Source organism: Pseudomonas sp. BIGb0164 (assembly GCF_024810135.1).
Taxonomy (GTDB): Bacteria; Pseudomonadota; Gammaproteobacteria; order Pseudomonadales; family Pseudomonadaceae; genus Aquipseudomonas.
Genome location: NZ_JANUEA010000004.1, coordinates 281,758 through 303,237, shown reverse-complemented (window position 1 = coordinate 303,237; position 21,480 = coordinate 281,758). Strand labels below are relative to the sequence as shown.

The following is a 21,480-nucleotide window of genomic DNA, read 5'->3' as shown; positions in this document are numbered from 1 at the left end:
GGTTCATGAGGCGTGCTTCTGATGGCCGGCCCAGGGCGCCAGCATAAAGCTGAAACCCAGGCCCAGGCTGACCGACAGGCCGAAATTGCTCACCGCTGGCGTACTTGAGACCGCCAGCAGGCCGAACGACAGCCAGGTGGTCAGTGCGGCCAGCAGCGTCCCCAGCAGGCTGACCGCTGCGCCGCCGATCTGCTCGCGCATCAGGATCGCGTAATCCACGCTGATGGCGGTGACCAGCAGCAGGCCGAACAGGCTGAACAGTGTGAGCGGTTGGCCCAGCCAGCCGAGGCTGGCCAGGCTGCACAGTGCGGCCAGCAAGGGCAGTGCGACGATGCGCAAGGCACCGCCGAAACCGAAGGGCAGGATCAGCAGCAACACGATCAGTACGCACGACATCAACTTCAATTCGGCGGCGCTGATCTGCGTGTCGGCGAATACCCGGTTCAAATCACCGAGGCGATCCACCAATTGCACTCCCGGCAGGTCCACTGCCTGCACCCGTAGCAAGGCGGGGTTGTTCAAGCCTTGCAGGCTGACCATGGCGGCCACGCCGCCGTCCACCTGGCCCAGCCACAGTGTGCGCCAGGGCTCGGCGAGCGGGCCTGCCAGCGCGGCGTCGATGTCTTGGGTGGGCAGCGCTTGCAGGTGCGCGACTTCGGCTTGCAAGGCCGCAGCAGGAACACCCAGGTCGAGCAGCGGTTGCCAGTGTTGTGGCAATGCGTTCAGCGCATCCCGCAGTTGCTGTTGTTCGGCGGGCAGGCTGACCAGTTGATTCAGCGCCAGGTAGCCCTGGAGCTTGTCCATGTTCACCAACTGATCCAGGCGCTGGCCCAGTGCGGCCTGACGCTCCAGCAACTGCTGCTGGTTGTCGGCCCGCACCAGGAAAAACTGGCTGGTGGGTTGGAAACCGGTGATACGCGCCACGGCCTGCGCTTCTTGCAGCAACTGCGGCGGGGCACCGATCCACTGGCGGATATCGTTCTTGGTGTTCAAGTGCCACAAGCCACCGGCGCAAAACAGCAGCACCAGCACCAGCAACACCGAACTTGGCACGCGCTTGAGCAACGAGGTGCGCATCCGCCACAGGCATTCGGCGATACGCAGCGGCCATTGCGCCGGGCGCAGTTCCACGCCCTTGAGCAGGGCCGGCAACAGGCACACCGCCGACAAGTACGCGCCCACCAGGCCGGCAGCGGAGAACACTGCGATCTGGGTCAGCGCCGGGAACGGCGTCCAGGCCAGCGCCAGGTAGCCGATGCAACTGGTGGCCAGGCTCAGGCTCAGCCCCGGCAGCGTGATGCGCAGCGCCGGCCAACTGCGCCACGGCTGCAGGCTCCAGCTCTTGGACAGGTAATGCAGCGGGTAATCCACCGCCACGCCAATCAGGCTCGAGCCCAGCACCAAGGTCATCACATGCATGTGGCCAAACAGCGCCACACAGGCCACCGCGCCAAACAGCATGCCCACCAGCACCGGCACAAACGCCAGCAGCACACGCCAGCGACGAAACGCCAACAACAGCAATAACAGAATGCCCACGGTGGCGCCGCCGCCGACCCAGGTGATTTCCCGCGTGGCCTGCTGTTGGCCATTGGCGGCATACAACAGGCCGCTGGCAGCGAGCAGTTGCGCACCTTGCCCGCTGGCCTGTTCACGGCTGGCCTTGAGCAAATCTGCCACTTGCAGCGGCAGCTTCATATCGAAAGCATTGCCGGTGGTGCGCGCGCGTAGCAGCACCCAGTTTTTACCGTCGGCATCGGCAATCAGGGCACCGCTGCCAATGTCCAGCTGCACTGAACCGTGCTGCGGCTGGCTGTTCTGAATGCGCCCGGTCAAGCCCAGCCAGTCGTCCTGGCTCGGCACCAGGCTGAACCCGGTGAAGGGGTCGAACAGCGCTTGCACGCGCTGCTGGATAAACGTGTCGGGGTGGTCGATCAGTTGTTCGCGGTCCTTGGCCGAGAGCATCGCCAGGCGCCCGCGCAGCAATTGCTCGCGCAGCGCCGGCAGGTCGGCTTGCAGGTTCCACTGCACTTTTTCAAACAGCCCGCTCGCCTGCCAGCGCTCGCCTAACTGCTGCGCCACGGCCACCGCTTGTTGGCGGTCGGCGTGCCCGACCAGCACCAGCATCTCGCGGTTCAGGGGTTCCTGCATGCGCTGTTCGGCTTGCTGTTCCAAGGCGTCCGGCGTGTTGCCCGGCACCAGTTCCATCAAGTTGGCCGACAACGGCGCGCCATGGCGCCACTGCCAGCCGGCCAGGGCCAGCACGGCCACCAGCAGGATCAGGAACAGGCGCGGTAGCAGACGCTCACTGGGCAAAGTCGTGTTTCTCCGCATCGCTCAGGGGCTGGTCGGCACGGCTGTCCTGCATGCGCAGCACGGTGCTGTCGCCCTGGGTTTCCAGCAGCTCGATCTTCTGCACCAGCTCACCGCCGTCGATGTTGATCTGGGTGAAGACCTGTTTTAACAGCAGCGAGCGCGGGACCAGCGTGAGCTTCCACCCGTCGGCTTCGCCTTGCAGCTGCAATTCGAAGTCGCGCTGCAAGCCACTGCTGTCACCTTGAAGGACGGCGAGGAACAGGCGGTTCTGCTCGGCGCCGGCGCTCTTGTTTGGCAGCAACTGCCAGCCATTGGCGTCACGGCGGGCAATGCCCTGGGCGCTGATGCGGTAGTCCTGTTGCAGCGGGGTCTTGAGCAGCCAGAGCAGGCCGTGGTCCTTGGCCAGCACGAAGGTGCCTTTGCTGACCAGGGGCTGGGGCAGGGCACGCAGGTGTTTTTCCTGGGTGAAGGCGCCGTGGATCACGGAGGGTTTGGCGAGTTGATCGCTGAGTTGCTGCAGGTCAAAAGCGTGGGCCGTGCCTGCAACGCTGAGCAGCAGAATAAACGCGATCCATGTGGGAGCGGGCTTGCTCGCGAATGACCTGAGAGCGCTGCGGCGTGTCAGGTACACAGTGATATCGTTGACGATCTTCGCGAGCAAGTCGAATCGTCGCACCGCCGCTCCCACAGTGGTCAGCATTTCAAGGCCCTTTCTACGGCGTCGGTGAAAACTCTGGGGGAGACCAGCTGCATCTCTCGACTGGCGACCTCAACCGCGACCTGCACCGTGCTGGCACGGGTCAAGCGCTCGCCACTGGCCAGGTCGGTAATCAGGTAGTTGACCTTCAAACGGTTCTCCCATTCCACCAGGCTGGCGCGCACGTTGATCGTCTGGCCGAACACGGCGCCGCGCACGTAGCGCAGCTGCATGTCGATCACCGGCCACGCATAGCCGGATTCCAGCATCGCCGTGTAGTTATGGCCGAGCTTGTCCAGCAACGCACAGCGCGCCACTTCCAGGTACTTCACGTAGTGCCCGTGCCAGACGACGTTCATGGTGTCGACGTCGAAAAAAGGCACGAGGATTTCAGTGTCGCAGTGCAGCACGCCCTGGCTACGCATGCAGCCTCCAGTGTTGTTCGGCAATGCGTTGCAGGCACAGACGCAGTTCGCCTTCCAGGGCGCGGTCTTCGATCACCGGCGGGAAGTCTTTGGCAAGCTCTTCATGCATGGCGGCCAGGGCCGGAGGCAGTGGGCGAGCGTCGTCGGCCTGGGCGCGCAGCCACACCCCTTGGTTGGCGGCGAGCAGGGTAGCGGCGGCAACCTGTTCGGTGAGCTCCAGCACACGGATCGCATCGCGGGCGGCGATGGTGCCCATGCTCACTTTGTCCTGGTTATGGCATTCGGTGGAGCGCGAGAACACGCTGGCCGGCATGGTGTTTTTCAGGGCTTCGGCGGTCCAGGCGCTGGTGCCGATCTGCACGGCCTTGAAGCCGTGGTTGATCATCGCGCGGTCGGCCGGCGCGCCGGACAGGTTGCTCGGCAGGCCGTGGTTGTAACGCACGTCCACCAGCAGCGCGAGCTGGCGGTCGAGCAGGTCGGCCACGTTGGCCACCAGGGTCTTGAGGCTGTCCATGGCGAAGGCGATGTGGCCGCCGTAGAAGTGACCGCCGTGCAGCACGCGTTCTTCTTCGGCATCGATGATCGGGTTGTCGTTGGCGCTGTTCAGTTCGGTTTCGATGAACGAACGCAGCCAGCCCAGGCTGTCGGCCAGCACACCCAGCACGTGCGGTGCGCAACGCAACGAGTAGCGGTCTTGCAGGCGATGCAGCGGCGCGGTCGGCGCGTCGATGGCCAAGTCCTTGCGCAGCCAGGCAGCCACTTGCATCTGCCCCGGGTGCGGTTTGGCGGCGAACAGGCGTTCATCGAAGTGTTCCGGGTTGCCTTGCAGCGCCACCACGTTCAGCGCGGTGATGCGCGTGGCCAGTTGCAGCAGATAGTCGGCACGGGCAAACGCCAGGCAGGCCAGGCCGGTCATCACCGCGGTGCCGTTCATCAACGCCAGGGCTTCCTTGGGGCGCAACACCAGCGGGTCCCAACCCAGTTCGCGGTGCACGTCGGCCGCCTGGCGGCGTTCGCCACGGAACATCACTTCGCGCTCGCCGGACAAGGTCGCGGCCACGTAGGACAGCGGCGTCAGGTCACCGCTGGCGCCCACCGAGCCTTCTTCCGGGATCAGCGGCAGCACGTCGTGTTCGAGGAACGCGTGCAGGCGCTCCAGCAGCTCCACGCGCACCCCGGACACGCCGTGGCACAGTGACTGCAGCCGCGCCGCCAGCACCGCGCGGGTGGCTTGGGCGTCGAGCAACTTGCCCAGGCCGCAACCGTGGAAGGTGTACAGGTGACGCGGCAGCGCTTCGACGTGCTGCAACGGCACGGCCACCACGCAGGAGTCGCCGTAGCCGGTGGTCACGCCGTAAATCACGCCTTCCTTGTCCAGCAGTGAGTCGAGGAACTGCGCGCCCTTGGCGATGCGCTGGCGATACGCCGCGTCGCCCTGCAATCGGGTAGGCGCCTGACGGTTGGCCAGGGCCAGCACGTCTTCAATGCGCAGGGGGCGTTCGCCAAAGGTTACCGGCTCAAGATGCGTCGTCATCGGTCTTCCAGAAAGGGTAAAAGTTGAACCATTGTTGGGGCGCTTCCAGGCAAAACTGGCCCAGGCGGGCGGCGTAGCGCTCGGTCCACTGAGCGATGACCTGCTCGCGGGTGGTGCGCTTCCATTCGATCAATTCGGCGAAAGGCTCAATGCTCAGGCGATAGCGGCCATTGTGTTTCAGGCACATCAGCAGGTTCACCGGGCATTTGAGCAACCCGGCCAGCAACCACGGGCCTTGCGGGAAGGCGGCGCTGTGCCCGAGGAAATCCACGCATACCGTGCGCCCGCCATGCAGCGGCACGCGGTCACCCGCGATGGCCAGCCACTCGCCTTCGTCCAGGCGCTGGCTGAGCAGCAGCATGGTGGCCGGGTCCAGCTCGCTGACCTGGATCAGGCGCAGATGGGTGGCTCCGGCTTCGCCCAGCAAGCGGTTGAATTGTTCGGCGTGCTTGGTGTGCACCAGCACGTTCATGGTGACCTGCTCGCCCAGCTCGGCGAGGGCGCGGCACACTTCGAGGTTGCCCAAGTGGGCGCCCACCAGCATCTGCCCGCGCTCACCGCGCAGTTGCTTACGCAATTGCGCCGGGTCGTTGATTTCGATCTGTTCGATGCGCAGCTTGCCGTTCCACACGTCGAGCTTGTCGAGTAAGGAATCGGCGAAGGCCATGAACTGGCCAAAGACGCTTGTGTGGGTGGGGCGCAGCGCGTCTTGCCCGCTCCAGTCGGCCAGACGCTGCTGGTATTGCCAGGCGCTCTGGCGTGCGGTGCGACCGAACACGAAGAAGTACAACACGATGCCGTAGAGCACCGGGCTCAGCAGGCGACGGCCCAGCACTTTGGCGGCGATGGCCGTGAGTTTCATCAACAGGAAACTGCCGCGCTCCTCGCGGTCGGCCCAGTGCTTGGTGCTGTCGCTCATGCTTGCCACCGTCGCCACAGGATCATCGGCGCACGCACCAGCATGCCGAAGAACAGCCGGGTGTGCATGGCCGAGATGCGCACGTTGTCGCGGAACAAGCGAAAGTGCGACAAACCGTCGGCGGGGTAATGCACCTGGGTCGGTAGCCAGCGCATCGGCTGGTTGCGCCAGGCCAAGCGCACCAGGATGTCCGAGTCGAAATCCATGCGCGTGCCGATGTACGCCGAGTCCATCAACGCCAGCACCGGTGCCAGCGGGTACACGCGAAAGCCACACATCGAATCGCGGATCTGCAGCGATAGGGTGTTGATCCACACCCACACGTGGGTCAGGTAGCGCGCATACAGGCGGCCCTTGGGCACGCTGTCGTCGTATTCGGGGTAGCCGCAGATGATCGCATCGGGGTGACGGCGTGAGGTGTCGAGGAACGTTTCGACTTCGCGCAGGTCGTGCTGGCCGTCGGCGTCCACTTGCAAGGCGTGGCTGTAGCCCAGGCGCGCGGCTTCGCGGAAGCCGGCCATGACGGCGCCGCCTTTGCCCTGATTGCTGGGCAGCGTCAGCAGGGTGACGTTATCCAGGGTGGCCAACTGTGCCAATACCGCTGCGCAGGCCGGGCTGCTGCCGTCATCGACCAACAGGCACGGCAGCCCACTGCCCAACAGGCTATGGACCACGGCCGGCACGGCGGCTTCGTGGTTGTAGACCGGGATCAGGGCGCAGGGGTTATGCAAGCCCGCTCGCGACAAAGGCCTATTCACTTGGTGTCTCCAGCACGATGCGCCCGCTGGAGCAGGCCGCGACGCCATTGCGATAGGCAAAGTACAACTTGCCGCGTTCCTGGTCGAAGCGCAGGTGCAGTTCGATCGCATCGCCCGGGCGCACCAGTTGCTGGAACTTGAGCACTTCCATCCCGGCGAAGGTTGCAGGCAAGTCGAGCAATTGCTGGCCCAGATTGAATGCCCATTCCACCTGCACCACCCCCGGCAACACTGGGGTGACCGGGAAATGGCCGCTGAAATAGGCCAGGTCCGGCGGGACGCTCAGTTGCAAGGTCCATTCGCCATCGGCTTCCACCTGCTCCAGCACTTCCGGGGCTTTCGGGCGGGGTGCCAGCAACAGCGCCTCGACCTGCGCCTGGGGCAGTTTGCCTTGGCTGTTCAGCGGCAGTTGGCGCAGCAAACGCCAGCGACGGGGCAAGGCCAGCGCCTCGCAATGCTGGCTCAAGTGCTGGCGCAGGGTTTGAGTGAGGGCGCGACGGCCCTGATTGCGCAAGGCGTGCAGGCCGTCGGCGCTGAGTACCACCAGCGCGCCGAGGGAGGCGCGGTTTTCCTGGACCACGCCCAGGCGGGTGTCGGCGACCCATGGGTGGGCTATCAACGCCTGTTCCAGCATGGGCAGGGAGATGCGTTTTTCTTCCAGCTTGACGATGCGGTCCAGGCGCCCGAGCAGCTCAAAACGGCCATCGGAGTGAATGCGCGCAGCATCAGCGGTCTGCTCGACATGGCCGGCGGGCAGGTAAGGGGAGGCGATACGCAGGGCGCCGTCGGCGTCCTGGCTCAGCACCACGTCGGCAAACGGCTGCCAAGGTTGTGCACCTTGGCGCCAGGCGATACCGCCGGTCTCGGAGCTGCCGAGGATTTCCGTCGGCCATTGCTGCAAGCGGTCGTAAAGCTCGCCCGCCGCTTCAACGGGCAAGGCGCCGCCCGACGAAAACACCCGGGATACCTGGCTCAGCGCCGGCCAGTCGAGGTTGTCGCCCATGCGCTTGAGCAACGCAGGGCTGGCGACCCAGGCGAACTGCACGTGTTCGCGGCTGGCGCGCTGCAAGTCTTCGGGGAAGGCCAGTTGCTTGCGTACAAAGGTGCGGCCGGCGCACAACGGCCACAGCACGCGGAACAGTAAGCCGTAGATGTGCTGCGTGGCGACGCTGCCGATGATGCAGGCGCGCTTGAGGTCCGGGCCCCACAGGGTTTCCAGCGCCTCTACTTCGTTGGCCAGTTGGCGCAGGGTCTTGTCGATGCGCTTGGGCTCGCCACTGGAACCGGAGGTGCACAGGCTCAGTTGGCAGGCGTCCAGGTCAAGGGCGGCGGCGCTTAAGGGTGCCTGGTATAGCGCGTCCAGGTCGGCGGCTTCGGTCAGCCAGCCGTCGACCGCCTCGTCCCAACGTTGACGGGTCTGCGGTTGCAGGTCGGCAGGCAGCAGTACGCTGACCCCGACCCGCCACGCGCCGAGCAGGGCAATCGCCAACTGGCCGGCGTCTTCCAGGTACACGGCTAGGCGTTGGATACCGCGCGCTTGCAGGCCTGCAGCCAGGCTCAGGGCGTGGGCCCAGAGCTGGGCATGATTCATGTCAGGTTCGGTGGTGACCGGACGCTGTTCCAGTGGCTCAAGCAGCAAGTGCTCAAGTTTCAACCCATTCATACGCGGCCTCGAACCCTTTGTCGTACCAGCCATTCCACGGCAAACAACAGCCCCATCAACCCGTAGGCGATCAGGCCGTTGTACAACGTCCACCAGCTCAGCGGCGCCCACAGGGTGAGGGCGGCGGCGAGCAGGCCATTACACAGAAAGAACACACTCCACACCACCGTAACCTGGCGGGTGTACACGATGGCGTGGGGTGGCAGCACCGGGTCGGTCATGCGTGCCAGGCGCTCCACCATCGGCGGGCCGTATTTGAGGCTCAAGCCGAACAGCGACAACATGAACGCGCTGACCAGGCTCGGGTACCAGCGCAGCAGGTGCGGGTTGTCGAACCAGGCCAGTAGCAGGCAGAACACGATGATCGCCACGGCCATCCAGCGGCTGCCGGGGCGGCGTGCGCCGATAAGCGCGCGCAACAGCCACAGGCTGCCCAGCAGCAGGCCGAATTGCCACGGTGCGAAGTGCTCGGTGCCGTAATACACCGCAAAGGGGTACAGCAGGCCCGCCAGCAGCAGGCCCAGGCCGATCAGCCGGCTCATGCGGCAGGCTGGACCAGACGGTACACCGCCTCAACCACGTCGTTCACGGTGCGCACGGCCTTGAATTCTTCGGCGGCGATCTTCTTGCCGGTCTGGCGCTTGATATGGTCGATCAAGTCCACGGCATCAATGCTGTCGATTTCCAGGTCCTGGTACAGGTTGGCGTCAAGGGTGACGCGTTCCGGAGGCAGTTCAAACAGTTCCACCAAGGCATCGCGCAGGGTGTTGAAAATATCGTCACGAGTTTGCATGGTCCGGTCTCAAGCTGCCTGTCTGGCCGTGACGAATGCCGCGAGGCTGGCCACGTTGGTGAAGTGATTGCGAGTGTCCTTGGCGTCGGCATCGATCTTGATGCCGTACTTTTTCTGGATCGCCAGGCCCAACTCCAGGGCGTCTACCGAATCCAGGCCCAGGCCTTCGCCGAACAGGGTCTGCTCGCTGCCGATGTCGTCGGCGCTGATGTCTTCCAGGCCCAGGGCCTCGATGATCAGCGTCTTTATGTCGTGCTCAAGGCGGTGTCTGTCGCTCATCTTCGGCGAGCTCCTTAATAAAATAGTGATGCAGGTAATCGTTGAGCTTGCGTGAAGCCTGGGGCGCGGGGCCCATTGCGGCGAACGCCTGTGGTTCTATATCGGCACCCACCCGCAAACTGAAGTGCACGCGGCATTTTGGGATGCGATACCAGGGTTCGGCCTTGGTCAGCGTCGTGGGGCTGACCTTGATCACCACGGGGGTGATGATTGTCGCACCCCGCAGCGCGATGGCGGCACCGCCACGATGAAAGGCAGGCGCTGCGCCGGGCGTGGTGCGGGTGCCTTCGGGAAAGATGATCAGGGTCTGGCCCGTGAGCAGGGCGGCGGCGGCGGCGTCGAGCATCTCGGCGCTGCCGTCGTTGCTGATATAGCCGGCCTCGCGCACGGGGCCGCGGGTAAAGGGGTTCTGCCACAAACTCTGCTTGACCACGCAGTTGGCCTGGCGCACCAGGCCGATCAGGAACACCACGTCGATCAGCGACGGGTGGTTGGCAATGATCATCTGGCCCGGGCGGCCGAGGTTTTCCGCGCCTTCGACGCTGTAGGTCAACACGCCGGCGCGCTGCATCAGGCGGATGAACAGCCAGAACAGCCAACTGATCGTGTGGCGGGCGCGGCTTCGATGTTTTGCAGCGTCCCCCGGCAGGCAACTGAGCAGCGGGAACACCAGCAAACGCAGGCACAGCCCGCCGACGCCGAACAGGAAGAAGCTGGCAGCGGTCGCGAACAGGCGCCAATAGTAGGCGTCCCGTGGTTTCTCGTTCAGGGCTTGCGTTGCCAGTTCCATACACGGTTCTTCCAGGCATGTTGGCAGGCGACCTGTTCGGTGAGCAGGGTGCGCAGCAGGTTCAGGGCGTGGGGCCACTGGGCTTGAGTGGGTTGGACAGTGCCAGTGCCGAGTTCCAGCTGCCACTCGTCGCCCGGTGTGAGCAGCAGGCCGAGGGCGTAGGGGAACGGCACATCGTGGATCCAACTGGCATAGGCCTCGGGCGGCTGTTCTTCGGTGATCACCAGCAAGACGGCCGGGGCGCCGTCGTTGAGCAGGGCGGCGGCCTCCAGCATGCCGTGTTCCAGGCCGTCGCCTGCGGCGGCGAGGGCGGTCATTTCGCTGGTTTCGTTGCGCAGGATCGACCAGAGGCCGATCACCGCGTTATGCACCGAGAGGCTGAACTGGGTCGGCGACAGCGGCTGGTCGTTGGCCAGGTCCGTGAGGATGTCGAGGGTGCGTGGGGTTTCGCCGTGGCGGGAAATGAACACCAGCGGCAGGTTCAGCAGGCCGTCGGCCAGTGGCCAGCCCACGCTGAACGCCATGCGGGCCAGACGGCTCAGGCGGCGGCGCTGCATAGCTGGCAGGAACGACACGTCGGGGCAGGCTTGGCTGTCTTGCAGCAACACCGGGTTCCGGCACCAGGCGTGCCAGTCGTCCGCGCTTTCGAGCCCAGGGGCCCAGGCGCGCCATTGGGCGATGTTGAAAGTGATCACTGAGACGTTATCCCGCCCCTGCGGGCTTCCATGTGCGGCTTTTGGCCCCGAATACCGGGACAGGGAGCAATAGCCGAATGGCGCGCATTATCCCGGTGCCGTGGGGTTCTAGCAAACTTTGGTAAAGAATTGTTCACGGCTGATTACAATTTGGAGGGAAAGATTTACAGATTGTCCTCTACCAAGGGCCTGGCTGGATTGTCGGACCGTTCCTTTTAACGTGTCGGCGACGTATGACAGAGCGCGTGCACGGGGCTGTTGATGCAGCAATGCATGGATGAACGAGGTAGCTATCAGGCGCTTTTGCCCTCTACACTCGGACATTCATTGATACACGGAGGTTTTTCCATGCGGCGTGTGGTGTTCAATCAGAAAGGTGGCGTTGGCAAGTCCAGCATTGCCTGCAACCTGGCGGCTGTCAGTGCCAGCGAAGGTTATCGAACCCTATTGGTGGACCTCGATGCACAAGCCAACTCAACCCAGTACCTCACTGGCTTGACTGGCGACGATATCCCCATGGGGATCGCGGATTTTTTCAAGCAAACCCTGTCTTCCGGGCCGTTTTCCAAGAAGAACAAGGTCGATATCTACGAAACCCCGTTCGACAACCTGCACGTCATCACTGCGACCCCGGAGTTGGCAGACCTGCAGCCCAAGCTCGAGGCCAAGCACAAGATCAACAAGCTGCGAAAGCTGCTGGATGATCTGAGTGAGGATTACGATCGGATTTACCTGGATACACCGCCAGCGTTGAATTTTTATGCGGTATCGGCGCTGATTGCCGCTGATCGCGTGCTGATCCCTTTCGATTGCGACAGCTTTTCGCGTCAGGCCCTCTATGGCCTACTGGCGGAAATCGAAGAATTGAAGGAAGACCACAACGAAGGCCTCGAAGTGGAAGGCATTGTGGTCAACCAGTTCCAGGCCCGGGCGAGCCTGCCACAGCAGATGCTTGATGAGTTGATTGCAGAAGGTTTGCCGGTATTGCCGGTGTACCTGGCCAGCTCCGTGCGCATGCGCGAGTCACACCAGGAAAGCAAGCCGCTGATCCACCTGGACCCACGGCACAAGCTTACGCAGCAGTTTGTGGAGTTGCATAACCTGCTGGAAAACGCCTGATCTCAAGGGCAACCCATTCCCCTGTAGGAGCCGGCTTGCCGGCGATGACGGCCTCAAGAACGCTATCGCCGGCAAGCCGGCTCCTACAGTTGATCGCGTTTAAACGCCTTGGCTACGCAGCCAGCTCATCAGTTGTGGCAACGGAAATGCCCCACTCTGGCGAGCCACTTCGCGGCCGTTCTTGAACAGAATCAAACTAGGGATCGAGCGAATCCCCAACTGCGCCGAAAGCTGCTGATTGGCCTCGCTGTCGAGCTTGGCCAACCGGCACTTGCCCTCCAACTGGCCAGCGGCCTGCTCAAACACCGGCGCGAACGATTTACACGGCCCACACCAATCAGCCCACACATCCACCAGCAGCGGCAAATCGCCCTTGATCTGGCTGGCGTAGTCGCCTTGTTTCAGTTCAAACGGCTTGTTCAGTAACACCGGCTGCTTGCAGCGTCCGCACTTGGGCGCGTCACCCAGGCGTTCGCCGGGGATGCGGTTGAGGCCGTTGCAATGGGGGCAGGGGATGACAAGAGGTTCGGACATGGTGAGGCTCCTGAAAATGGCCAATAGGCTCTATCTGGAGCCAGCGCCTGTATTTATCAAGCTGTAGTGAGCGGGCTTGCCCCGCGCTGGGCTGCGTAGCGGCCCCAATAAGGACGCCGCCGTGTTTCAGAAGGACCGAGGTGCCTGAGTTTGGGGCGGCTTCGCCACCCAGCGCGGGGCAAGCCCGCTCACTACAGGGTTAGGAGGAGCAGCTGATTTCCAGGTGCTTGCCCCAATCCGGCGGCCGCTGCGCGTACTGCTCCATCCCCGGTTGCTCCTCAAACGGTTTGCTCAACACTTCATGCAGCCGCCGCACCTCGCTGTAATCCCCGGACTCGGCAGCCGCGATAGCGTTCTGCGCCAGGTAGTTGCGCAAGATATACAGCGGGTTCACCGCCTGCATCCGTGTACGGCGCTGTTCCTCGCTGTAATCCCCATCCCGTGCGACACGCGCCTTGTACTGCTCGGCCCAGGCGTCAAACCCGGCCAGGTCGACAAAGTCATCGCGCAGTCGTGCCACGGCCAACGCCGCCGACTCATCCCCCAGGCGGCGGAAGAACAGGGTGTAATCCACGCCGCTGTTCTGCATCAGCTTCAATAACCGCTCCACCAACTGCTGGTCATCCTCTTCGGCGGTGGTCAGCCCCAGACGGCGGCGCATCAGGTCCAGGTAGTTCGCCTGATACAACGGCAGGTACAGTCCCAGCGCTTCTTTCAACGCATCGACGCTGATGAACGGCGTCAACGCCTGCGCCAATGCGCTGAGGTTCCACTGCCCGATTGGCACTTGATTGCTGAAGGAATAACGCCCTTCGTGGTCCGAATGGTTGCAGATGAAGTGCGCGTCAAAGTCATCCAGAAACGCAAACGGCCCGAAGTCGAAAGTGATGCCCAGGATCGACATGTTGTCGGTGTTCATCACGCCGTGGCAGAAACCGTACGCCTGCCATTTGGCAATCAGCTCGGCATTGCGCTCGACGATTTCGCGGAACATCGCCAGGTACGGCTCGGGCTGTTCGCGGCACTCGGGGTAGTGCAGGTTCAATACGTGCTCGGCCAGAAGCGCCTGCTGTTCGGGCTTCTTGGTGTAGTAGAAATACTCGAAGTGCCCGAAGCGGACATGGCTGGGCGCCATGCGCAGCACCATCGCGCCGCGTTCCTGTTTCTCGCGCCATACCGGGGTGTCGGAGCCGATCACGCACAACGCGCGGCTGCTGGGGATGCCCAGTGCATGCAGTGCTTCGGAGGCGAGGAACTCGCGGATCGAGGAGCGCAACACGGCGCGGCCATCGCCCATACGCGAGTAAGGCGTCATGCCGGCGCCCTTGAGGTGCAAGTCCCAGTGCTCGCCGGCCGCGTTGTACACCTCGCCCAGCAACAACCCACGGCCATCGCCCAGTTGCGGGGTGTAGCCGCCGAACTGATGCCCGGAATAGACCATCGCCCGCGGTTCCGCCTCGGCCCAGAGCTTGTGGCCGCCAAACAGTTCGGCAAATACCGGTGTTTCGGCCACGGCCGGGTCAAGGTCGAGCAGGGCCATGGCGGCCTCGCTCGCCACGACCAGGCGCGGGTTATCGAGGGGTTCAGGCAATACGTGGGTCGAGAACGCGTCGCCCAGGCGTGCGAAGCGGTTGTCGAAGGTCAGTTCGTCGAGGGCTTTCACCGGCCATCTCCAGCAGAATGTCCGAGCATTCTGCTGGGGATAGCGCGGTTAGTCGAGTTTGCTCGGCGGTGGTTCCTGCACGCCGCCGTCGTTGGCGGGCTTGGCCGGGGTGTCGACTTCCACCAGCTTGTATTCCTGGCCGTGGAGGTTCTTGAGGTAGACCTCCATCTGGCGGAACGAAATGTTGATGTGCTCTTTCTTGAACTCACGGTTGATAAAGCGGTTCACTTCGTCGATCACCGGGTTGCGGTCGCCCAGGTCACGTACGTGCATGCGCAGTTCGTGGTCGAGGGTGCTTTCGCCGAAGTTGAGGAAGTACACATGAGGTTCCGGCTCTTTGAGCACACGCGGGTTGTCGCGGGCGGCCTTGAGCAGCAGTTCCTTCACGCGGTCCAGGTCGGAGCCATAGTCCACACCCAGCTTGAGGGTGACGCGGGTGATGGTGTCGGTCAGCGACCAGTTGATCAACTGCCCGGTGATGAAGGTCTTGTTCGGGACAATGATGTCCTTGCGGTCGAAGTCGGTGATGGTGGTGGCGCGGATGCGGATCTTGCTCACGGTGCCGGACAGGTTGCCGATGGTGATGGTGTCGCCGATGCGCACCGGGCGTTCGAACAGGATCATGATGCCGGAGATGAAGTTGGCGAAGATCTCCTGCATGCCGAAGCCCAAGCCCACCGACAGCGCCGCCACCAGCCATTGCAGCTTGTCCCAGCTCACGCCGAGGGTGGACAGGGTGGACACGAAGCCCACGCCGGCAATCACATAGGACAGCAACGTGGTGGTCGCGTAGGCGCTGCCCTGGGCCAGGTCCAGCTTGGACAGCACCAACACTTCCAGCAAGCCTGGCAAGTTGCGCGCCAGGGCAAAGGTGATGCCGACGATGATCGACGCGCCGAGCAAGTCGCCGATGCTGATCGGCACCATGCTGATGTTGGCGCCGGTGCCGCTGGTGTATTCGTAGAGGGTCACGTTGTCCAGGTAGGAGAACACCGTGATCAGGTCTTTCCATACCCAATACAGCGCCGCGATAAAGCCGCCGAGCAAGGCCAGGCGGATCAGGCGCATGGACTGTTCGTTGACCTGCTCGATGTCCAGGGTCGGTTCTTCGATCACCGCTTCACCGTCGCCGGCTTCCTTGGCCGCCTGGCGCTTGGCCAGGGCGCGGGCATAAGCCAGGCGCCGTGCGGCGACGCCCAGGCCACGTACGAAGGTGGCTTCGATCACCAGCCAGAACATCAGCAGGTACAGGGTATTGATCAAGCGGTCGCTGAGCTTGAGCGCGGTGTAGTAGTAGCCGAAGCACACGGCGACGAACAGCGCGATGGGCAGGGCGGTAAACAGCAGGCCCACGGCCTTGCGGAACAACGAGGCTTTTTCGTGGGTCGGGCTGTTTAGCAGCAAGCGGCCCAGCAGCCAGGCCATCAGTGCGTAGCAGGTCAGCACCACGCCGATGCCCAGCACGTCGTCGGCCAGTGCAGCCGGTTGGTGCTCGGCGATGGCTACCACGGCCACCAGGGCCAGCACCACCAGGCCGAGCTTGCGCACCCAGCCTTGCAGGAATTCGACCTGGGGTTTTTCCCAACGGAAGTGCAGTTCGGCCACGCCGCCCGGCGCGAGGATGCGGTAGGCGGTGTAGAACACCATCCACGCCTGGGCGATCTGCAGCAGCGCTGCGCCCAGGTTGGCGTTTTGCCCACGGGCGTCGATCTGCAGCGCGTAGCCGCACAGTGCCAGGCCCAGGGCCACCGGCATGGCCAGCAGGATGTTGATCAGGATGGCCTGGGGCGTATGCCACTGGCTGTCGCGCTTGAAGTGGCCGATGTCCTGGTGGACCTTGTTCAGGCGCTGATACAGGTTCTTGCGCCGCCACAACAGTGCACCTATCAACAGCAACAGTGGCAGGAACAGCAGTGGACGCTGGGTCAGGCCGTCATACAGTTCGCTGACACTGGAGGCCCAGGGCAGGGTGGTGACCTGTTTGCTCAGGTGCGCCGGCACGGTTTCCAGCCACTCGGTGTCCAGTGGCTTGTTGCTGGGGATCCAGAACATCTGCTCATCCAGCGTCGCTCGCAGGGTGGTGGCGGTGCTGAGCAATTGTTTCTGGTTGAGCTGCAAGGTGATGGACTCATTGAGCAGTGCGCTCAGTTCACGGCTCAGGCGCTCCAGCAGGTCGCTGCGGGTGATCGCCAGTTCCAGCAGGGTGCGGCGCAATTGCGGGGTCACGTCATCCGGTGGCTGGTTGGCCAGCAGGTTATCCACATAGGTACTGGGCGAACTGATCAGCTCGCGTTGCTGGTTGACCTCGAACTGGTACAGGCGAATGTTGGCAATGTCGTCCGCCAGGTCGCGGTCCACGGTGAGGCGCGGCAGGGCCTGCTTCTGCTTGTAGAGGATCTTGGACAGCAGCAGGCTGCCCTTGAGCACGTTGATCTGCTCGTCCAGGGCCGAATCGCTCTGGGTCACGGTGTCCAGTTGCTGCTTGGTCTGCAGGTTCTTCTGGGTCAGGTCGTTGAGGCGGTCGGTGCTTTTGAGCAGGTAGTCGGACAGCTTCAGGTTGGCCGCGCTTTCGGTGGCCAACAGGCTGCTGCCCCCAGCCTTTTGCGCCTCGATGGACTGTTGGGTCACGGTCTGTTGGGACTGTGCCAGGCGTTTCTGGTTGATCAGGGTTTGCAGGTCCTGGATCTCTTGTTCCAGGCGCGCGGTTTTTTCCACCACCAGGTCATGCTGGCTGTTGCCCAGGTCTTGCAGTTGGCTGTTGCCGGCCAGTTCCTGGCGGCGCAGTGGGATTAGCGCGTTGAGCGCGGCGAGTTCGGCGTTGAGCTGGTTGCGCTGGTCGCCGCTGAGGGTTTTGCCGTTGTCCTTGCCGACCTTGAGGATCGAGTTGATCTGCAGGATGCGGGTCTGGCTGCTGCTGATTTCGGTCTGGGCGCGTTCCGGGCGGGTCTGCGCGGCGATGGTCAGGCTGTTGGCGTCGGCCAGGTCTTTTTGCAGGTCGCCTTGCTGGGTGGTGCGCTGCACCAGCAATTGTTCGAGCTGTGGCACCGGCAGGGTGGCATAGCGCTGGGCGACGGGAATGACTTTGGTGGCCTTGAGCCTTACCAACTCCCGCTGGTTCTCGGTGGTCTGGCGCGGCGCATCTTCCAGCTGGCGCTTGAGGTCGACCAGGCGCTGCTCGTAATCCTGCTTGTTGCCCAGGTACGTCAGGGTCTGCTGCAGGATGGTCTGCAGCGCCTTCATGTCGGCGTCGGGCAGCTTGCGGTCGGGCAGCTTGTCCAGGGTTTGCTGGATAGTGTCGGCGCTGGGCGGGTCGGCCGCGTGAACGGTGCCGACACAAAGGGTCAGGCCCAGCAGGGCAGTGGCGAGAAACGTGCGCAGGGTTGGCATAGAGACCGGTCGAGCAAAATGAAGAAAAGGGAGCGAATTGTCGCTCCGCAGTTTAGAGGAAGAGTCCGGGGCCCGGGCGACTTCCTTCGGGGAATCTGACGCCGACTTTGCCGATCTTGTTCCCGTCCATGACCGCGACGGTCCAGATGGTGTTGTTCCATTCCACCTGGTCGCCGACGATGGGCGCGCCGCCGACTTTCTGGGTAATGAAACTGCTCAATGGCATGTCCGGGTCGATGCCCTCCAGCTTCAAGCCGTATAAGGCTGAAACCGCGCCCAGCTGGGCGTCGCCTTCGAGTACGAAGTCGCCGAAGAAGCGCAGGTCCAGACCCCGTTGCGGGGCCTGGCTGAACAGTTTGCCCAGGGCCGGCAGGTTGTGTTCGTGGCCGATCACGCAGAGCAAATCGCCGACTTCCAGCACCGTACTACCCGACGGATGGAGCAGTTGCTGGCCACGAAACAGTGCCGCGATCCGCGTGCCTTCGGGCATTTTCAGCTCGCGCAGGGCCGCACCGATGCACCATTTTTCCGCACCCAGGCGGTAGACGAACAGCTCCCACTCGCTGGTGACGTGCACTTCCAGGGCTGCGCGGGAGATCGGCGCCGGGTCTGGCGGTATGGTCACTTTCAGCAGCTTGGCCACCCACGGCAGGCTGGTGCCTTGCACCAGCAGGGAGACCAGCACGATAAAGAACGCCAGGTTGAAGTACAGCTGTGCGTGGGGCAGGCCGGCCATCAGCGGGAACACCGCCAAAATGATCGGGACCGCACCGCGCAGGCCGACCCAGGCGATAAAGGCTTTTTCGCGACCGTGGAACGCCTTGAACGGCAGCAGGCCGACCATCACCGACAGCGGCCGCGCAAATAGGATCATCCACAGCGCCAGGCCCAGCGCCGGCAGGGCAATCGGCAGCAGGTCATGGGGCGTGACCAGCAGGCCCAGCACCAAAAACATGCCGATCTGTGCCAGCCAGGCCATGCCGTCGAGCATATGCAGAATGCCGTGGCGGCTGCGCACCGGGCGGTTGCCGATCACCAGGCCGCACAGGTACACGGCGAGGAAGCCGCTGCCGTGCAGGGCGTTGGTCAGCGCGAACACCACCAGGCCGCCGGCGATCACCAGGATCGGGTACAGGCCGGTGGCCAGGTTGATGCGGTTGACCATCTGCAGCATCAGCCAGCCGCCGCCCAGGCCGACGATGCCCCCGATGCCGAACTCGCGCACCAGGTGGGTCAGCAGGCTCCAGTGCAGGCCGGTCTGGCCGCTGGCGAGCATGTCGATGAGGGTGACAGTAAGGAACACTGCCATCGGGTCGTTGCTGCCGGACTCGATTTCCAGGCTGGCGGTGACCCGTTCGTTCAGGCCCTTGCCGCCGAGCAACGAGAACACCGCCGCGGCGTCCGTGGAGCCGACGATGGCGCCGATCAGCAGGCCCTGGATGATATTGAGGTTGAACAACCAGGCGGCGGCCATGCCGGTGAGGCCGGTGGTAATCAATACTCCCACCGTGGCCAGCGACAACGCCGGCCAGAGTGCCACGCGGAAACTCGCCACCCGTGTGCGCAGGCCACCGTCGAGCAGGATCACGGCCAGTGCGAGGTTGCCCACCAGGTAGGCGGTCGGGTAGTTGTCGAAGATGATGCCGCCGCCGTCGACGCCGGCGACCATGCCCACGGCCAGGATGATCACCAGGATCGGGATCCCCAGGCGGGACGAAAGAGAACTCACCAGAATGCTCGCACCCACCAGCAACGCGCCGATCAAGAACAGGCTGTTGATGGTCGTCGCATTCAAAGGCAGTACTCCATGAGCAATAAGGACGAGACGCAAACTGACCATGCAGTCTGCGTGCCAGCGATTCTAACCTGTTGAATTGCTGCGCTGTCAAAAAGCTTTTTCTGATTCGTGTAGATCCAATGTGGGAGCGGGCTTGCTCGCGAATGCGGTACATCAGCTAGAAATATGCTGACTGAAACACCGTATTCGCGAGCATGCCCGCTCCCACATTTTTGACCGAGGTGTGTCAGTTAGAGGCGGAAGCGTCCGACCATCCCGTTCAGGTCCACCGCCAGGCGCGACAACTCGCTGCTCGCCGCGCTGGTCTGGCTGGCGCCGGTGGCCGACTGCACCGACAGGTCGCGGATGTTCACCAGGTTGCGGTCCACTTCCCGCGCTACCTGGGCCTGCTCCTCGGCCGCGCTGGCGATGACCAGGTTGCGTTCGTTGATCTCGACAATGGCCGTGTTGATGGTGTCCAGGGACATCCCTGCACCTTTGGCGATGTTCAACGTCGATTCCGCACGCTCGGTGCTGTTGCGCATCGAGTCCACCGCGTGTTCGGTGCCGGCCTGGATGCTGCCGATCATCCGCTCGATTTCGCTGGTGGACTGCTGGGTGCGATGGGCCAATGCACGGACCTCGTCGGCCACCACGGCAAACCCACGGCCGGCTTCACCGGCGCGGGCCGCTTCGATGGCGGCGTTGAGGGCCAGCAGGTTGGTCTGGTCGGCCAGGCCGCGAATCACATCCAGCACCTTGCCGATATCGCGGGACTCGTTGGCCAGGTCGCCAATCAAGGTCGCGGTGGCTTGCACATCGCCGCTCATGCGCTCGATGGCGCTGACGGTTTCCTGCACCAGGTCGCGACCGTCGCCGGCGGAGGTGGTGGCGTTGCGCGATGCCTCGGAGGTGCTCACTGCGTTGCGTGCGACTTCTTCGACAGCGCTGGTCATCTCGTTGACGGCGGTGGCGGCCTGTTCGATTTCATTGTTCTGCTGGGTCAGGCCCCGGGCGCTTTCGTCGGTGACCGCGTTCAGCTCTTCAGCGGCAGACGCCAGTTGCGTGGCGGAACCTGCGATGCGTTGCAGGGTGTCGCGCAGCTTGTCCTGCATCTTGGCCATGGCGGCGAGCAGGCGGCCGGCCTCATCGTTGCCATCGACCTTGATCGGACGGGTCAGGTTACCTTCGGCGACTTCTTCCGCCGCTTCAAGCGCCTGGGAGATGGGCTGGGTAATGCTACGAGTCAGCAGCCAGGCGAACAGCAGTGTCAGCACGGTGGCAACAATCAGCAGGCCCACGACCAGGTCAAAGGCCATGTTGTACTGGTCTTCGGCTTGCTGGTTGGTGGCGTTGGCCATCTTGTTATTGATGTCCACCAAGCGCGTCAGCACAGCGTTGACCTGCTCGGAGTTGGCCAGCAGTTCGCTGTTGAGCAAGGCGCGCAGTTCTTCAACTTGATTGGCCTGGGACAGGCTCTTCATGCGTGCTTCGATCTGATGGTATTGGCCGAGCAGGCGTACATATTCATCGTAGGTCGCGCGCTCTTCGCCGCTGTCGATCAGCTTCTCGTAGATGCCCTGGGCGGTGCGGATCTGCTGGTTGCGCATATCGAAGGCTTCCAGGGTCTTTTGCTGAACGTCCGGTTCGCGGTTGGTCAGCAAGCGGTACGACAGCACCCGCAGGCGCAGGGTCAGTTGGGTGAACTCGTCGAGGGCGCGAATGCTGGGCACGCTGGTCAGGGTGATGTCTTCGGTGGCGGCGCGGATCTTGCTCATCTGGTTCAGGGCGAAAACACCGAGAAACAACATCAACGCACCAATAAACGCGAAGCCGAGGAAGGCCCTCGGGGCGATATTCATATTACGAAGTGACATGCGGGAATCCTGGGGGAGAAGCGCGATCCGTGCGGCCATGAGACGGGGTGTGCATGTCGTATCGGCCATACGACTAAAGTCTTAAGGGGGCGCGCGCTTTTGTCGCATCTGACGAGGGGTTGGGCGGATTCAGGAACCAGATCCGGTAAATGCAGTCACTAAGGCTTGAAAGTACGGCCCGGCCCTTAAAAAACGGGCTGTGCGCCGGGGATAACCCTGGCATCCGAGGTGAATTTTCTTTATCGTCACCGCCC

General features: G+C 63.3%; 18 protein-coding genes and 1 pseudogene. 1 reads left to right on the top strand and 18 read right to left on the bottom strand.

Going from position 1 to position 21,480, the window contains the following annotated elements; all coding sequences use genetic code 11:
• Positions 1-3: 3 nt before the first annotated feature.
• The 12 genes from M2394_RS12730 to M2394_RS12675 are packed head-to-tail and all read right to left on the bottom strand — an operon-like array spanning position 4 to position 10,869.
• On the bottom strand, positions 4-2,316 hold the full coding sequence (locus M2394_RS12730) for an MMPL family transporter (RefSeq protein WP_259172716.1): 2,313 nt from the start codon (positions 2,314-2,316) through the stop codon (positions 4-6).
• The gene (locus M2394_RS12725; RefSeq protein WP_259172715.1) at positions 2,306-3,016 is read right to left on the bottom strand and encodes an outer membrane lipoprotein carrier protein LolA; all 711 of its coding nucleotides are present in this window, start codon (positions 3,014-3,016) and stop codon (positions 2,306-2,308) included. The genes M2394_RS12730 and M2394_RS12725 overlap by 11 nt, the downstream gene beginning before the upstream one ends.
• Positions 3,010-3,438, bottom strand: a complete 429-nt coding sequence (locus M2394_RS12720) for a thioesterase family protein (protein WP_178918610.1) — start codon at positions 3,436-3,438, stop codon at positions 3,010-3,012. Before M2394_RS12720 ends, M2394_RS12725 begins: the two co-directional genes overlap by 7 nt.
• Positions 3,431-4,972, bottom strand: a complete 1,542-nt coding sequence (gene hutH / locus M2394_RS12715) for a histidine ammonia-lyase (RefSeq protein WP_259172714.1) — start codon at positions 4,970-4,972, stop codon at positions 3,431-3,433. Before hutH ends, M2394_RS12720 begins: the two co-directional genes overlap by 8 nt.
• Positions 4,956-5,891, bottom strand: coding sequence for a glycosyl transferase (locus M2394_RS12710; protein ID WP_259172713.1), 936 nt, complete (start codon positions 5,889-5,891; stop codon positions 4,956-4,958). The genes hutH and M2394_RS12710 overlap by 17 nt, the downstream gene beginning before the upstream one ends.
• Positions 5,888-6,622: a glycosyltransferase family 2 protein gene (locus M2394_RS12705; RefSeq protein WP_259172904.1), complete on the bottom strand. Its 735-nt coding sequence runs from the start codon at positions 6,620-6,622 to the stop codon at positions 5,888-5,890. Before M2394_RS12705 ends, M2394_RS12710 begins: the two co-directional genes overlap by 4 nt.
• Positions 6,623-6,641: 19 nt before the next feature.
• Complete coding sequence (locus tag M2394_RS12700) at positions 6,642-8,312, bottom strand: acyl-CoA synthetase family protein (RefSeq protein ID WP_259172712.1); 1,671 nt, start codon at positions 8,310-8,312, stop codon at positions 6,642-6,644.
• Entirely contained in the window at positions 8,309-8,854 is a 546-nt protein-coding gene (locus M2394_RS12695) for a hypothetical protein (protein ID WP_178918614.1), read from the bottom strand. The genes M2394_RS12700 and M2394_RS12695 overlap by 4 nt, the downstream gene beginning before the upstream one ends.
• Positions 8,851-9,105: an acyl carrier protein gene (locus M2394_RS12690; RefSeq protein ID WP_003187949.1), complete on the bottom strand. Its 255-nt coding sequence runs from the start codon at positions 9,103-9,105 to the stop codon at positions 8,851-8,853. The genes M2394_RS12695 and M2394_RS12690 overlap by 4 nt, the downstream gene beginning before the upstream one ends.
• A 9-nt stretch (positions 9,106-9,114) precedes the next feature.
• Positions 9,115-9,384, bottom strand: coding sequence for a phosphopantetheine-binding protein (locus tag M2394_RS12685; protein ID WP_176997206.1), 270 nt, complete (start codon positions 9,382-9,384; stop codon positions 9,115-9,117).
• Positions 9,362-10,174 carry a 1-acyl-sn-glycerol-3-phosphate acyltransferase gene (locus M2394_RS12680; RefSeq protein WP_259172710.1) on the bottom strand — a complete coding sequence of 271 codons (813 nt, stop codon included), beginning with the start codon at positions 10,172-10,174 and terminating at the stop codon, positions 9,362-9,364. The genes M2394_RS12685 and M2394_RS12680 overlap by 23 nt, the downstream gene beginning before the upstream one ends.
• Positions 10,150-10,869: a beta-ketoacyl synthase chain length factor gene (locus M2394_RS12675; protein WP_178918616.1), complete on the bottom strand. Its 720-nt coding sequence runs from the start codon at positions 10,867-10,869 to the stop codon at positions 10,150-10,152. Before M2394_RS12675 ends, M2394_RS12680 begins: the two co-directional genes overlap by 25 nt.
• Positions 10,870-11,217: 348 nt before the next feature.
• Here M2394_RS12675 and M2394_RS12670 point away from each other — a divergent pair, with 348 nt between their 5' ends.
• The gene (locus M2394_RS12670; protein WP_028615448.1) at positions 11,218-11,988 is read left to right on the top strand and encodes a ParA family protein; all 771 of its coding nucleotides are present in this window, start codon (positions 11,218-11,220) and stop codon (positions 11,986-11,988) included.
• A 99-nt stretch (positions 11,989-12,087) separates the two neighbouring features.
• On the opposite strand, the gene trxC is transcribed toward M2394_RS12670, so the two are convergent.
• The 6 genes and pseudogenes from trxC to M2394_RS30475 form a co-directional block, all read right to left on the bottom strand.
• Positions 12,088-12,522, bottom strand: coding sequence for a thioredoxin TrxC (gene trxC / locus M2394_RS12665; protein ID WP_034105847.1), 435 nt, complete (start codon positions 12,520-12,522; stop codon positions 12,088-12,090).
• A 199-nt stretch (positions 12,523-12,721) separates the two neighbouring features.
• Positions 12,722-14,185, bottom strand: a complete 1,464-nt coding sequence (gene selO / locus M2394_RS12660) for a protein adenylyltransferase SelO (protein ID WP_259172706.1) — start codon at positions 14,183-14,185, stop codon at positions 12,722-12,724.
• 48 nt (positions 14,186-14,233) lie between these two features.
• Positions 14,234-17,572: a mechanosensitive channel MscK gene (gene mscK / locus M2394_RS12655; protein WP_259172705.1), complete on the bottom strand. Its 3,339-nt coding sequence runs from the start codon at positions 17,570-17,572 to the stop codon at positions 14,234-14,236.
• Between the two features lie 52 nt (positions 17,573-17,624).
• Entirely contained in the window at positions 17,625-19,367 is a 1,743-nt protein-coding gene (locus M2394_RS12650) for a potassium/proton antiporter (protein WP_259172704.1), read from the bottom strand.
• Between the two features lie 233 nt (positions 19,368-19,600).
• Complete coding sequence (locus M2394_RS30480; protein WP_370879629.1) at positions 19,601-20,464, bottom strand: methyl-accepting chemotaxis protein; 864 nt, start codon at positions 20,462-20,464, stop codon at positions 19,601-19,603.
• Positions 20,456-21,211, bottom strand: a pseudogene (locus M2394_RS30475) (MCP four helix bundle domain-containing protein); the annotation flags it as partial. The pseudogene M2394_RS30475 and the gene M2394_RS30480, both read right to left, overlap by 9 nt.
• Positions 21,212-21,480 lie beyond the last annotated feature (269 nt).